The organism is Halioglobus sp. D3-4, from assembly GCF_055809315.1.
Window position 1 is genome coordinate 776,581 of record NZ_CM147907.1, and the last position, 13,168, is coordinate 789,748.

Sequence of the window (13,168 nt, forward strand, 5' to 3'; positions counted from 1 at the left end):
GTTGTGGCAGATAAATCAACAAAGCGAATAAAGAAATCCGGGTCAAGCTACCGCACGGCGGCCAAACCGGAAACGATGAAGCGCAAACCATACGAAAAGGAACTCGCACGACTGCACATTGAACTGGTCCACCTGCAGCGCTGGGTGGTGCACCACGGCCTGAAAGTCTGCATTGTTTTTGAGGGCCGTGATGGCGCGGGTAAAGGCGGGGTTATCAAGGCGATCACTGCGCGTGTCAGTCCGCGCATTTTTCGTGTCGTCGCGCTGCCTGCCCCGACTGAGCGCGAGAAAAGCCAGTTGTACTTCCAGCGCTACATAAAGCATTTTCCCTCTGCTGGCGAGATCGTGATATTTGACCGCAGCTGGTACAACCGGGCGGGCATCGAGCGTGTCATGGATTTCTGTACAGAGGACGAGGCAGAGCACTTTCTCAGCCAGGTGCCAATGATGGAGCATGCCATGGTCGATTCCGGAATCATCCTGCTCAAGTACTGGTTGGAGGTTAGCCCCGAGGAACAGCAGCGCCGCCTGGAAGATCGGGTGGACGATGGCCGCAAGACCTGGAAACTGTCGGATATGGATCTGAAGTCCTATCACATGTGGGACGCGTACACGCAGGCTCGCGAGGCGATGTTTCAGGCCAGTGATTCGCCTTGGGCGCCTTGGTATGCCGCTAGATCAGAGGACAAGCGTCGTGTGCGGTTGAACGTCATCAATCACTTGCTGGAGCACATCCCGTATAAGGAACTGCCACTGGCCCCGGTTACACTCGGTAAACGTAAAGTGGGTAGGGATAAGGCGGAGAAATACCCCGTGACGTATGTGCCCGAGCGCTATTGAGTCCAGCAAACCCGCCTGAATACCATTTTCTGCACTCTACAAGCGTGGCTTATTGCGGCATTCTTTGCAGCGCGATAGCGGTGGCGGCGATGGTTATTTATTCAGAACCCGGGCTTTTGAAAAGAGTAATCTGTTTATGCAGGACGTACTACAAACCTTAGCCGGCCTGGCTTTGCTGGTGGCGGCGGCGGACCTGCTGGTCAAGGGGGCCTCGTCCGTAGCGGCCAGATACAAGGTTTCACCATTGATGATCGGTTTGACCGTGGTGTCCCTCGGAACCTCTATGCCCGAGATGCTGGTTAGCGTCACTGCCGGGCTGCAGGGTAGTGCAGACCTGGCTGTCGCCAATGTTCTCGGCAGTAACCTGTTTAATATCCTGGTCGTACTTGGAGTCGCAGCGATGATTTATCCGTTGCGTGTGCACAACTCCACGGTGGTGTCCGAGATTCCTTTTTCGCTCAGCGCCGCCATATTGCTTGGGTTTCTGGCCAATGCTTCGCTCTTTACCACAAAGCAGGAATTGAGCATTAGTCGGTTCGATGGCGGGATCCTGTTATTGTTTTTCCTGTTGTTCATGCTCTATATATTTTCGCTGTCCAGCTCGGCCAACAATGGCGATCTTCCCGATCCCGTCACGCGTTCCGTTTCGCGTTCGATCGCGTTGATTGTCGCTGGTATTGCGGGCCTCTACTTGGGCGGAGAATGGGCGGTGGAAGGCGCGGTTGCACTCGCCCGGACCTGGGAGGTGGACGATGCCGTAATCGGCCTGACCATAGTTGCCATTGGTACCTCGCTACCTGAATTGACGGCGTCCGCTGCGGCGGCGATGCGCAAGGAAGCGGATATCGCCGTGGGGAATGTTGTGGGGTCGAATATATTCAATATCCTCTGGATCTTGGGCGTGACGGCCAGCATCAAGCCATTGCCGTTTGATGCAATCAGCAATTTGGACATTGTCATGGTCATCGCTGCCACGATGCTGATTCTTATGGCGGTTGTCACCAGCAGGTCCGCTACTATCTCGCGTCTATGGGGAGCCGCGTTTGTCTGCATTTATTTGGTCTATATGGTCTATGTGGTGCAACGAGGCTGAGTTGGGCGTTTTCAAAACAGGTATTTTTCACAACTCGACTGAATGCTGGTGACTCTCTACGACGGGGCATTGTCAGGCAAAAAAAGCGGATATATGATGCCGCTGCATTCAATCGCAGTCCTGGCGCGGTTCGAAAGGCTGGCGGTTGAGCACCCTCCATGTAAAGACAGGATTTCATAAGAGGGAGTGCAAAGCGATGGAAGCGAGTATGTCCGCTGACGCCTGGCTTACGCTGCTTGTTGTCCTGTTCAGTCTGTCCGCTCTCGTTAGCAACCGTTTCCCTCCAGAGACAGTGTTGGTCGGTGCGCTGACATGCCTGCTACTGGCAGGTGTACTTGATACCCCGCAGGCTCTTGTCGGGTTTTCCAACCCCGGGCTGGTCACTGTCGCTGTGCTGTATGTCGTGGTCTCAGGTTTGGTCGACACTGGTGCGGTGCAAGCTCTGGGCTCACGATTGTTGGGCAAGCCGCGCAGCACGGTCAATGCGCAGATACGCTTGATGCTGCCGGTAATGGGGCTGAGCGCGTTTCTCAACAATACGCCTGTCGTGGCGATGCTGGTGCCGGTGGTGGAGGAGTGGTGCCGACGCCACCGCCTGTCGGTATCCAAACTGATGTTGCCGCTTAGCTACGCGGCAATTCTCGGCGGTTGTTGCACATTGATTGGTACCAGCACCAATCTGATTATTCACGGCCTGGTGCTGGAACATACGTCGCTGGGCCCGATGGGTTTCTTCGATGTCGCGGCCGTCGGCGTCCCGCTGGCGCTGTTGGGTTTTGTGTATCTGATCACAACCCAGCGCTGGCTATTGCCCGAACGCATTCCGCCGTTGTTGCAGGGCACTAGTGCGCGTGAGTACACCATAGAATTCATGGTGAGTACCGCCAGTCCGCTGGTCGGCAAAACTGTGGAACGCGCCGGCTTACGACATCTTCCGGGAGTCTTTCTGTCAGGCATATGGCGCAGTGACAATGTTATAGTGGCCGTATCGCCAGAGGAGGTATTACACGCCGGTGATCGACTGGTCTTTGTCGGTGCTGTCAACTCCGTGGTCGAGCTGGTGCGCCAGCCAGGCCTGGTCCCCGCACCGGAGAACCTGTTTGATCTGGCGACGCCGCGCAGTAACCGTCAGCTGGTGGAAGTCGTCATTTCTGCTACCTGTCCAATGATTGGTCACTCGATTCGCGATGCGAAATTTCGCTCCCAGTACGATGCAGTAGTCATCGCGGTGGCGCGCAATGGTGAACGTATCGAAGGGCGAATTGGCGATATCGTTTTGCATACCGGCGATACTCTGTTGTTGGAAACACGGCCGGTGTTTGTGCAGCAACAGCAACAGAATCGCGACTTCCTGCTGGTGCACCCGCTGCTGGGAGAGGCAGTGCCGCGCCACGACCGCGCCTGGTTAGCGACCTTGATTTTATTCATGATGGTGGTAGTGGCAGCGGCGGGCTGGTTGTCGATGTTGCAGGCGGCTTTGCTCGCCGGTGGTACTATGCTGGTCACGCGATGTACCAGTACCGCTTCAGCGCGAGCCAGTATCGACTGGTCGGTGCTCGTGATGATCGGCGCCTCCCTTGGACTGGGGAACGCACTGGAAGTCAGTGGCGCCGCGAGTGCCATCGCTGCCAGCGGACTTTCTCTGGTCGGCGATAATCCCTGGTTGGCGTTACTGGTGATTTATGCCCTCACCACTGTGCTCACCGAAGTCGTCACCAACAATGCTGCTGCCGTACTGATGTTCCCGATCGCACAATCCGCAGCAGAGTCGCTCGGTGTGTCGCTCTGGCCGTTTATTGTCAGCCTGATGATGGCGGCGTCGGCCAGTTTTGCGACGCCCATCGGGTACCAGACCAATCTGATGGTCTATGGCCCCGGCGGTTACCGTTTCTCGGATTATCTGCGCATCGGTGTGCCGCTCAATATTCTGCTTGGACTGGTAACCGTATTGCTCGCGCCCCTGATATGGCCATTCAACTAGTATTTCGCCTTTGATGGCAACTGAATGTCGGGAGATGTCCGTTATCACTCTCCGCGGTGGCCTGTGTGTGGTGGGAGCGAGCGTATCGGACCGAGAGAGCCATGCCCGATTATTACTTTAAGGGTCAGCGGCGCGGGTAAATTTCAGCCAGAAGCTGTAGGATACCGGAAAACTTTCCGCACCGTAGACTGAGGATAGACCTATGGCAAGTACAGGACTGCAACTCCGCTCCACCATCACCGAAGACCGAATGCTGGAAATCACATTGTTGGATGTCGCCATTCCCAAGCCCGGGCCAGATGAAGTACTGGTGAGAGTTGAAGCCACACCGCTGAATCCGTCCGATCTGGCACTGTTATTCGGCCCGGCGGACCTGAGTACTGCCAGGGTGTCCGGAACTGCCGACAGACCCATGGTGAGGGCTGAGGTGCCCGAGGAAATGATGAAAATGGTCGCCGCGAGGGTGGGGCAATCGCTACCTGTGGGCAATGAAGGCGCCGGCACCGTGATCGCCGCCGGTGACTCGGAAGCCGCGCAGGCGCTGCTGGGCAAACGTGTGGGTATTATCGGTGGCGAGATGTATAGCCAGTACCGTTGTGTCAATGCTTTCATGTGTCTGGAGCTGGAGGAGGGCACAACAGCCGCTGAAGGTGCTTCCTGTTTCGTCAATCCACTAACGTCATTGGCGATGGTCGAGACCATGCGTATGGAAAACCACACAGCGCTGGTTCACACCGCGGCGGCATCCAATCTCGGTCAGATGCTTAACCGCATTTGTATTAATGAGGGGATCGAGCTGGTAAATATCGTGAGAAAGACAGAACAGGAAGTGGTACTGAAAGAGCTGGGCGCCAAATATATAGTAAATTCCTCGAGTGAGCGTTTCTACGACGAACTCACGGATGCACTGGAGGAAACCGGTGCGACGTTGGCGTTTGATGCCACCGGAGGCGGTAAGCTCGCCAGCCAAATACTCTCCTGCATGGAGGCTGCTGCCGTGCGCAGTATGACGGGATACAACGGGTATGGCAGCGATGTGTTCAAGCAGGTCTACATCTACGGCGGTCTCGATCGCAGCCCCACAGTGCTTAACCGGAACTTCGGCTTTGCCTGGAGCCTGTCCGGTTTCCTGCTGACGCCGTTCCTGCAGAAAGTCGGTATGGAGAAAGGACTTGAGATGCGGGCCCGGGTCGCGGCCGAAATCAAAACGACCTTTGCCAGCCATTACACCCGAGAGGTGTCGTTGGCAGAAGCGTTGTCACTGGAGGCTATTCAGGTGTACGGCCGGCAGGCTACCGGGGAAAAGTACCTGATCAAACCACAGGCGTAACAGCGGCTTTAACGACTCAACTCGAGAGACCAGGGGTCAAATTCAGCGCAACCCAATGTGTTGTACTGCTTTGCACTCCACACATCTGCGCCGGCGTTGGCCAGTAGAAAGAGCTGAACATACAGTTCGCAGCGCGTGCGCAGATCCGGTATGTCTGGATCTTCGGCCACACGGCGCTTGAGCATTGCCGCCGTCATCGGCTCCCTGACCATATGCAAGCCGCCGTCGGCGGCTCTATCCAGTATCATCATGTTGGGCCCTTTACTACTCCAGGGCTTCCAGAGGGGCAGGGAGCCGCTGCGACCGCGCCCCGGTGCTCCGTTGCGGGCAAATTCAGACCAGTAGCTGCGCATTTGTGCGCCGAGCAGATCGCGTCCGGGTATGTTGTCGCGGTTGTACAGCCCGGGTACGCTGATGCCGCCCTCGAAATCGTTGAATATGTAGGCCACTTCAAGGCCGTGGGCGGCGCCTAGCAATTCGCTGTAATCAACCAGCCAGTTTTTACCGCCCTCATCCCAGTCCCAGCGGTAGGCAAATACGGATTGTGGGCTGTGTGTGGCGATAGTATCCGCGGGCATATCGACAGCCAGCGCTTTCCAGTTGTCGCTGAGGTAGGCTGCGAGCGCGTTGTAGGCTTTGGGATCTTTTATCTGTGGAATGAACCCCAGGCGCAGCGAGACGAACTCCGGGTTCTGCGCCAGAAACAGTTTCATCTCGTCGCGGTTGGTGCCGGTAATCAGCGGCACGTTATTGTAATTGCCGGGGTCGCTGAATACCTTGTTGAGTGTGGTTCTAGGTAACACCCTGCCATCGCGGAAACCCTGCGGGGCTCGGTACATACCGGCGCCGCCGGAGATGCCCTCGAGAATCTGTGCGGTGCCGCGCGAGTACATAAAATCGTGTATTTCATTATCCGACATGCCGGCGAGGACCATTTTAGCCGCATGCCGGTCCGCTGCTTCGCCGGCGTTCTGCAATTGCAGCAGAAGCCATTCCCTGGAACTGAGCGCCATCCCGGGTTTAGGATCATCGTGAAAGTTCTCGGCGCGCCAGCGCGGTGTGGTACTCACTGAACCACTCTGCGCGATAGCGCGCTGGAAAAGACCTTTAGCCAGAGGTGAACCCATCAGCGCATAGACGTTACGACCGCCAGCGGATTCACCAAATACCGTAACCTTGTCCGGGTCTCCACCGAAATTGGCGATGTTGTTCTGCACCCATTGCAATGCGGCAATCATGTCGAGGTTGGCATAGTTGCCGCTGGCATCGAGCGCATCGCGGCCATCTTTACGCAGCGCAGGGTGGCTCATCCAGCCAAAGAAGCCCAGCCGGTAGTTGATGGTGACTACAATGACCTGCTCGCCCGCGGCTAGCTTGGAGCCTGGATAGGTGTTGGCGGTGCCGATGGTATTGCCACCGCCGTGGATCCAGAACATGACGGGGAGTTTTTCCGACTCAGTGCCGCTGTGGGTACGCGGAGCCCAGATGTTGAGGTAGAGACAGTCTTCGCTGCCTACAACTGCGCCACTGTCATCGGGGAGCCCATCGAGTGGCCCGGACAGTTGCACACAGGGGTCGCGAAATTCGATGGCCTCTCTAGTCCGGCTCCAGGATTCTGCCGCCTGTGGCGCGCGCCAGCGCAGATCGCCAACAGGGGCAGCGGCAAAGGGAATGCCCAGCCAGACAAAGGTATTGTCGGCATCACTGCTGCCTATGACGGGTCCGCTGGTGGTATCGCGCAATGTCTCTGCGTCCGTTGTACGGGGCACTGTATCGCGTGCTGCAGACGGCCAGAAATACCAGGTCAGTAGTGCAACAACGGCCGCACTCAGAAAAAAGAGGAACTTCTTCAAGCTTGTGCCCCTGGTTTGGCCGCGCGGTTTGCCGTTAAGGGTTACCCGGCCAGTCGTCTGTAGGAATAAACGGGTAGAAAGCCAGGCGAATACCCTCGTCGACACTGCTGTCATTCTCCAGAATATTCCGCCGTCGGATATAACGCCCCGAGGAGGAGCGGCTGTCAATGGCGTCTGTGGCGTCCAGGCCGCCGCGACCGGAAAATACAGCTTCCAGATCCATATTGTAGATAGTCACCTGTAGGGATGCGACGGCTGCCAGCATATTCCAGTCGAACTCGGTGCTGACGCCGTCACCCGGCCCTTGCATAGTGGGGGTGCGGCTGACACCATCCCAGCGTGCGATGTGCTTCAGGCCACTGCTGAACGCTACTTCGAACTCCACCAGATCGGTGAAGATGAAGGCATCGAGGTTGGTCGATTCCTGCATTTCATCGCGCACCTGATGCATGATCAGCGCGAAGGTTTTGCGGTTCAATTTGCCGGTGGTGGGATCCACCGGGTTGCCGAAGGCGCGTTCTGCGACATTCCAGTGCTGCTCGAATTCTCTCTGAGGCAGTACCTTGAAGCCGTTTTCTTTCAGGTAACTGGCGACGCGGCCGTCGATACGGGGGGCTTCTTTTTCCAGATAGTTGCGCGATTGTGTGCCGAGGTTGACATGTGCAATGACTACCGTTTTGATCGGCTTCTCATCGAGCTTTGCCTGCTCGATCTGATAGGGGAACGTGGTGGGGTTGTACGTGGGTGTGCCGCTACAGGCTACCAGCGCGCTAAACGCAATGAACAGGGCGGCGAGGTGACAGTGGGGTTTAAAGCGGCGCATACGGGGTTCCAATCCATTATAGTGTGGCCATGGTAGCAAAAACTGGCAGAGGACACAGCGGTAAATGACAGCGGATTTGTACGCCAAGCGCGAGGGTGCCGGAGCAGCGGTCGTTCTGTTGCACGGTCTGTTTGGTTCGGCCAACAATCTCGGTGCGTTGGCACGTGCTTTGCAGCCGCACTACACAGTATTTAGCCTGGATTTGCCAAATCACGGTAGGTCGGCGTGGCTGACATCGCTGAGCTTGCCGGTGATGGCCGATAAGGTAGCGCAGTGGATGGGTGACGAGGGGCTGTCGCAGGCGCACTTTGTGGGCCATTCGCTGGGCGGTAAAGTAGCGATGGAATTGGCGTTGCGCCGGCCGCAGTGCGTATCATCACTGACCGTTGCCGACATCGCCCCTGTGGCCTATGCCGCGCATCACGAAAATATATTTGCGGCGCTGGAAGCGGTGGCGACACAGCCGTGCAGCCGTCGCGATGAGGCGGCTGCGCGTATGGCTGCGTATATCCCGGAGGAGGGTGTCATACAGTTTTTGCTGAGTAGTCTGCAGCCAGACAAGCAGGACGGTTATCAATGGCGATTTGATGTCGCTGGCCTGAAGGCATCATTGCCCGAGCTGTTGATCGCTCCCGGGGCAGGACTGGAGTATGAAGGGCCTGTTTTATTTGTGAAGGGCGGTGCTTCAGATTATATACAGGCGCAGCATTGGCCGACTATACAGGCATTATTTCCCGCAGCGGAGCTGAAAATCATGCCCGATTGCAGCCATTGGCTGCACGCGCAGAAACCGCAGTTGTTCAATGGCATCGTCCAGCGCTTTCTTGAGTCCGCCGAACAACGTAAGCTTGCGCATTACTTCGAAGACGAGAGTTAGTTTAGCGTGTACTTTACCCTTCTTGATGTAGTGGCACTGTTTGTATTGGGCGTGCTCTGCCTGCATTTTTTGGGCGCGGTACGCGTGCGAGAACTCGCAGTACAGGCGGTGAAGCGCAGCAGTGAGCGCGACGATTTTCAGTTGCTGGATCAATCAGTGCACATACAGCGCGTCTCAATGAGTCGCGATGACACCAGGCGCTGGCGAATCTGGCGACAATACCGGTTCGACTACAGCTGGGACGGTGTCGAGCGCCGTCAGGGATTCGTCATCATGCTGGGCAAGCAATTACAGTCAGTGGTGGTATCCGAAAGCGCGCCCACCTTGCATTAGCCTAGTGCGATCCTACTTCTTGATTTGTGACTCCAGCATGTCGGCCACTTTCTGGCCGTAAGGAGGCAGTGTGCCCGCCAGCTTCGCCATATCAACAAAACCCTCACGATACACACCGCGAGCGTGACTGAATGTGCGGAAGCCGTCGCGGCCACGGTAGTTACCCATGCCGCTGTGTCCGCTACCGCCGAAGGGCAGGTCATCGCAGGCCACGTGCAGTGCAATAGCGTTGACAGCCACCCCGCCTGAGTGCGTCTCATTGATCACCCGATCCTGCTCTTTTTTGTCTTTGCCAAAGTAGTACAGGGCAAGTGGGCGTTCGCGAGCGTTGATAAAGTCGATCACTTCCTGCAGGTTGTCGTAGGTCTTGATGTTGAGCATGGCGCCGAAGATCTCATCCTGCATACAGGCCAGCTCATCCTCGGGATTTACCACCAGGTGCAGGGCGATCTTGTGATCCTTTTTCGTGGAAAACTCCTCGCCGGGCGGGCAGAGCGGGATGACGCGGGCACCCTTTTTGGCGGCTTCACTGATGTAGCCTTTGACACGCTCAAAGTGTCGCTCGTTAATGCACGCAACAAAGTCGGGGTTACCCTGTACCGTGGGGAACTGTTCAGCAATCACCGCCTTGCTGCGGTTGATGAACGCTTCCAGCCGGTTCTGGGGTACAAAGCAGTAGTCTGGGCTGACACACAGTTGGCCGCCGTTCATCGCTTTGCCGGTGATGATACGTTCTGCTGCCACATGAATATCGCAATCCTCGCCGACAATGACCGGCGACTTGCCGCCGAGTTCCAGCGTCACCGGTACCATGTTCTCAGAGGCGGCGCGCATCACTAGCCGGCCGATGCTGGTGGCACCGGTAAAGATCAGGTGATCCAGCGGTAGCGCAGAGAAGGCCGCACCGACTTCAGGTCCACCGGTTACAACGGTGATCTCCGAGACTTCGAAATACTGTGCGAATAGCTTTTGCATGATCTCAGCCGTATGCGGCGTATACTCTGACGGTTTTATCATCGCTCGGTTGCCAGCGCCCAGTACATCAGCCAGAGGGCTGAAGATCATATTCACCGGCACGTTCCATGGCGTCATAATGCCGACAACACCCTTGGGTTGGTAATGCACATGCGCTTTGGCGCCGAGGAAATTCATCGGCATAAAGGGTGATCGCTTCTCGGGCTTCATCCATTTCTTCACGTTCTTCTTCACGAACTTGAGGCTGCCGACGGAGTTCATCACATCTGTCATCAACGTGACGTACTTGGAGCGGCAGCCAAAATCCTTGTCGACGGCATCACAGATGGCTTCCTTGTTGTCGACCAGCATGGCAATACAGCGGTCAATTCGGTCAATACGCGTCGCGAGCGCGACAGGCCCCTCTGCTCGAAACGCATGGCGTTGACTAGCGAGGATGGTGCGCAGGTCGGTGTCGGTGGAACTGTCTTTTACAGGTGCATTCATCTCAGGTTCCTCTGTTTGCGCTTAGGCGGTGGCAGCAGTTTTTGCGGTTCTGTGCTTCCTGGGTTTGGTTTTTACAGTTTGTGGTTCAGGCAATGTGACATTGACCCCGGCATCCTGAAGCAGCATGTCCGCGCATTTTTCGGCGATCATGATGGCCGGAGCATTGGTATTGCCGGAAACGATTGTCGGCATGATGGAGGCATCTGCGACACGCAGGCGTTTCACGCCATGTACGCGCAGGCGTTCATCGACCACAGCCATTTTATCGGAGCCCATTTTGCAGGTGCCCACAGGGTGATAAACTGACTCGGCCTCCGCCCGGATATAGTCAAGAATCTGCTCATCGCTCTGTACCAGCGCCCCCGGCCGAAATTCTTCACCGAGGTTCTTGTCCAGCGCGGGAGAGCGAAAAATGTCTCTTACTCGACGCAGCGCCGCGACAATCGCCGTGCGATCATTTTCCGATTCCAGATAATTGGCGCGAATCGCCGGGGCTTTGTCTGCCTCCGTGCTTTTTATATGCACGCTGCCGCGGCTTTCGGGCCGCAGGTAGCACACGGTGGCGGTGGTGCCGGGTTTGGGTTTCAGATTGCCCTTGGCGTCGGGCTCACTCGCTGCGGGCGCAAAGTGAACCTGCGCGTCAGGGCGTTTTACTTTTTCATTCGTGCGGAAAAACACACCCACCTGTGCTGCCGGGTGTGCCAGTAGCCCGCGGCCTTTCAGTAGGTATTTGAACACATTTTTTACCATGGCCAGCGGCCGGCTCTCCTCGTAAAAGGTTGGCACGCCATGCAGCCCCTGCTGTACATTGATCGTCAGGTGATCCTGCAGGTTTTCTCCGACGCCTGGCAAGTCCTTCTCAACCGGAATATTCAAGGATTCCAGATGTGCCTTATCGCCAATGCCCGACAACTCCAGTAGCTGTGGTGTATTGATCACGCCACCGCACAGAGTGACTTCGCCGCTGGCATAGGCGCGCTGAACCTGAGACTCTTTCTTTCCGCTGAGGCGGTATTCCACGCCGACCGCTGCGCCGTCCTCAATCAGGATTCTCTCACACAGCGCGCCAGTGACGACTGTCAGGTTAGGTCGGTTCTGGCATGCGCGCAGGAAGGTGCGCGCGGTGCTCTGGCGCTTGCCGTTGCGGATATTGACCTGATAGTAACCGGCGCCTTCCTGAGTGGCTCCGTTGAAATCCGGGTTATAGGGTAGATCACTTTGTATCGCAGCCTGGATATAGATATCGGCGAGTTCCAACTTCTGCTCGTTAGCGACATCCTCCACCCACAGCGGGCCCCCGTAGCCGTGGTAGTCACTGCCACCCTCTGCTTTGTGTTCGGAGCGTTTGAAGTAGGGCAGTACTTCGTCATAGGACCAGCCGGCGTTGCCCAGTTCACTCCAGTGGTCATAGTCTTCGCGTTGCCCGCGAATATAGACCATGCCGTTGATGCAACTGGTACCACCCAGCACTTTACCGCGCGGCCAGGAGATACGGCGGTGGTGCATGTTGGGTTCAGGTTCTGTCTCGTAGCACCAATTGACCTTGGGGTTTTTCATCAGGAAGGCAAAGCCCAGCGGGGTGTGGATCAATGGGGAGTTGTCCTTGCCTCCGGCTTCCAGCAACAACACTTTACGGCTGGCCTCACGCGATAGTCGATATGCCAACGCGCAGCCGGCAGAGCCGGCGCCGACAATAATGTAATCATAGCTGGAACGTGATTCGGCCATGGGTGCCACCTTTTCTTATCAGAACTGATATCCGGGATTCGTGCGTCTGGCAGAGTAATCGCCGCTCTGCACAAATAGACAAATGTACAAAAAATGATTATTGTTCAATACTCATCAATGGTCAAGGCAGTGCTGGACACAATGTCGGAAATGCAGTTTAACGCTCTGAACTATGACGATCCGATGGTCATCAGAATACTGGATGCAGGTGAACTGTGTATCCAGCGCTTTGGTATCCGCCGCACATCCATGGGCGAGGTGGCGCGAGTTGGCAAGTTGTCCCGCGGTTCAATCTATCGCTACTTCAGGACCAAGGAAGAACTGGTTGAAGGTATCATCAGGCGACAGCAGGAGCGTTTCCTCAATCACACCGAGGAACAACTGGGCCAGGAGAGCACCCTGGTAGATAAAGTCACGCTCTCGGTAATGGCTGGCCGTAAGGATATGCAGACGGGTATCTTCGCGTCGCTGGCCGAGGTCGAGCCAGAGACACTGGCGATGATGTTTCTGGACCGGAATTTTTACCAGCGCAGCCTCTCATTCTGGCCGCCTCATGTGCGCATGGCGCAGGAGGCGGGAGAAATAGGTGAGCAAGTCCGTGTTGATTTTATGACGGACCTTATCGTGCGGATGGCAGTATCGCTGGTAATGTTTCCAAAAATGGGGGTAGAACTCAAATCTCGCAATGCAGTGAGAGATTATCTGCTACCAGTGCTGTGCGTTGGCGTGCGCTGAATTCGGTATTGTAACGCTCAATTAAGCCAGCCGGGGCGGTGCAACTATGAGTAACTTTGTTTCCTAACCGAGCGCTTCTGTAACACTTTACGCTGTCATCATTTTTCCACAGAA

At 56.3% G+C, this 13,168-nt stretch carries 11 protein-coding genes; 7 read left to right on the forward strand and 4 right to left on the reverse strand.

All coding sequences use genetic code 11. The annotated features are described in order from the left end of the window. The first annotated feature begins 3 nt into the window (after positions 1–3). The 4 genes from ppk2 to AC0L6S_RS03275 all read left to right on the forward strand — a co-directional run bounded on the left by ppk2 (position 4) and on the right by AC0L6S_RS03275 (position 5,244). Positions 4–840 carry a polyphosphate kinase 2 gene (gene ppk2, locus AC0L6S_RS03260; RefSeq protein ID WP_473426991.1) on the forward strand — a complete coding sequence of 279 codons (837 nt, stop codon included), beginning with the start codon at positions 4–6 and terminating at the stop codon, positions 838–840. A gap of 136 nt (positions 841–976) precedes the next feature. After that, positions 977–1,933: a calcium/sodium antiporter gene (locus AC0L6S_RS03265; protein WP_473426992.1), complete on the forward strand. Its 957-nt coding sequence runs from the start codon at positions 977–979 to the stop codon at positions 1,931–1,933. 196 nt (positions 1,934–2,129) lie between these two features. Continuing rightward, on the forward strand, positions 2,130–3,914 hold the full coding sequence (locus tag AC0L6S_RS03270; RefSeq protein WP_473426993.1) for an SLC13 family permease: 1,785 nt from the start codon (positions 2,130–2,132) through the stop codon (positions 3,912–3,914). Positions 3,915–4,116: 202 nt separating this feature from the next. After that, entirely contained in the window at positions 4,117–5,244 is a 1,128-nt protein-coding gene (locus tag AC0L6S_RS03275; protein WP_473426994.1) for a zinc-binding dehydrogenase, read from the forward strand. 8 nt (positions 5,245–5,252) lie between these two features. Here the strand turns inward: AC0L6S_RS03275 and AC0L6S_RS03280 are convergent, their stop codons facing one another. Together AC0L6S_RS03280 and AC0L6S_RS03285 are read right to left on the reverse strand one after the other, a co-directional pair. Next, entirely contained in the window at positions 5,253–7,097 is a 1,845-nt protein-coding gene (locus AC0L6S_RS03280) for a carboxylesterase/lipase family protein (protein ID WP_473426995.1), read from the reverse strand. A gap of 34 nt (positions 7,098–7,131) precedes the next feature. Beyond that, entirely contained in the window at positions 7,132–7,920 is a 789-nt protein-coding gene (locus AC0L6S_RS03285; RefSeq protein WP_473426996.1) for a hypothetical protein, read from the reverse strand. Positions 7,921–7,984: 64 nt separating this feature from the next. On the opposite strand from AC0L6S_RS03285, the gene AC0L6S_RS03290 reads away from it, so the two are divergent. Both AC0L6S_RS03290 and AC0L6S_RS03295 read left to right on the forward strand, forming a co-directional pair. After that, positions 7,985–8,797 (forward strand): alpha/beta fold hydrolase, encoded by an 813-nt coding sequence (locus AC0L6S_RS03290; RefSeq protein WP_473426997.1) that lies wholly within the window; start codon positions 7,985–7,987, stop codon positions 8,795–8,797. A gap of 6 nt (positions 8,798–8,803) precedes the next feature. Beyond that, positions 8,804–9,130, forward strand: coding sequence for a DUF3301 domain-containing protein (locus AC0L6S_RS03295; protein WP_473426998.1), 327 nt, complete (start codon positions 8,804–8,806; stop codon positions 9,128–9,130). Between the two features lie 12 nt (positions 9,131–9,142). Here AC0L6S_RS03295 and AC0L6S_RS03300 read toward each other — a convergent pair whose 3' ends face one another. After that, complete coding sequence (locus AC0L6S_RS03300; protein WP_473426999.1) at positions 9,143–10,591, reverse strand: coniferyl aldehyde dehydrogenase; 1,449 nt, start codon at positions 10,589–10,591, stop codon at positions 9,143–9,145. 21 nt (positions 10,592–10,612) lie between these two features. Then, on the reverse strand, positions 10,613–12,319 hold the full coding sequence (locus AC0L6S_RS03305) for a GMC family oxidoreductase (protein WP_473427000.1): 1,707 nt from the start codon (positions 12,317–12,319) through the stop codon (positions 10,613–10,615). Positions 12,320–12,412: 93 nt separating this feature from the next. Here AC0L6S_RS03305 and AC0L6S_RS03310 point away from each other — a divergent pair, with 93 nt between their 5' ends. Further along, the gene (locus AC0L6S_RS03310; protein ID WP_473427001.1) at positions 12,413–13,054 is read left to right on the forward strand and encodes a TetR/AcrR family transcriptional regulator; all 642 of its coding nucleotides are present in this window, start codon (positions 12,413–12,415) and stop codon (positions 13,052–13,054) included. Positions 13,055–13,168: the final 114 nt, after the last annotated feature.

Excerpts from the sequence above, each read along its gene's own strand:
- AC0L6S_RS03265 (WP_473426992.1), top strand. The coding sequence starts at position 977 with ATGCAGGACGTACTACAAACCTTAGCCGGCCTGGCTTTGCTGGTGGCG.
- AC0L6S_RS03270 (WP_473426993.1), top strand. The coding sequence starts at position 2,130 with ATGGAAGCGAGTATGTCCGCTGACGCCTGGCTTACGCTGCTTGTTGTC.
- AC0L6S_RS03275 (WP_473426994.1), top strand. The coding sequence starts at position 4,117 with ATGGCAAGTACAGGACTGCAACTCCGCTCCACCATCACCGAAGACCGA.
- AC0L6S_RS03285 (WP_473426996.1), bottom strand. The coding sequence starts at position 7,920 with ATGCGCCGCTTTAAACCCCACTGTCACCTCGCCGCCCTGTTCATTGCG.
- AC0L6S_RS03290 (WP_473426997.1), top strand. The coding sequence starts at position 7,985 with ATGACAGCGGATTTGTACGCCAAGCGCGAGGGTGCCGGAGCAGCGGTC.
- AC0L6S_RS03300 (WP_473426999.1), bottom strand. The coding sequence starts at position 10,591 with ATGAATGCACCTGTAAAAGACAGTTCCACCGACACCGACCTGCGCACC.
- AC0L6S_RS03305 (WP_473427000.1), bottom strand. The coding sequence starts at position 12,319 with ATGGCCGAATCACGTTCCAGCTATGATTACATTATTGTCGGCGCCGGC.
- AC0L6S_RS03310 (WP_473427001.1), top strand. The coding sequence starts at position 12,413 with ATGATTATTGTTCAATACTCATCAATGGTCAAGGCAGTGCTGGACACA.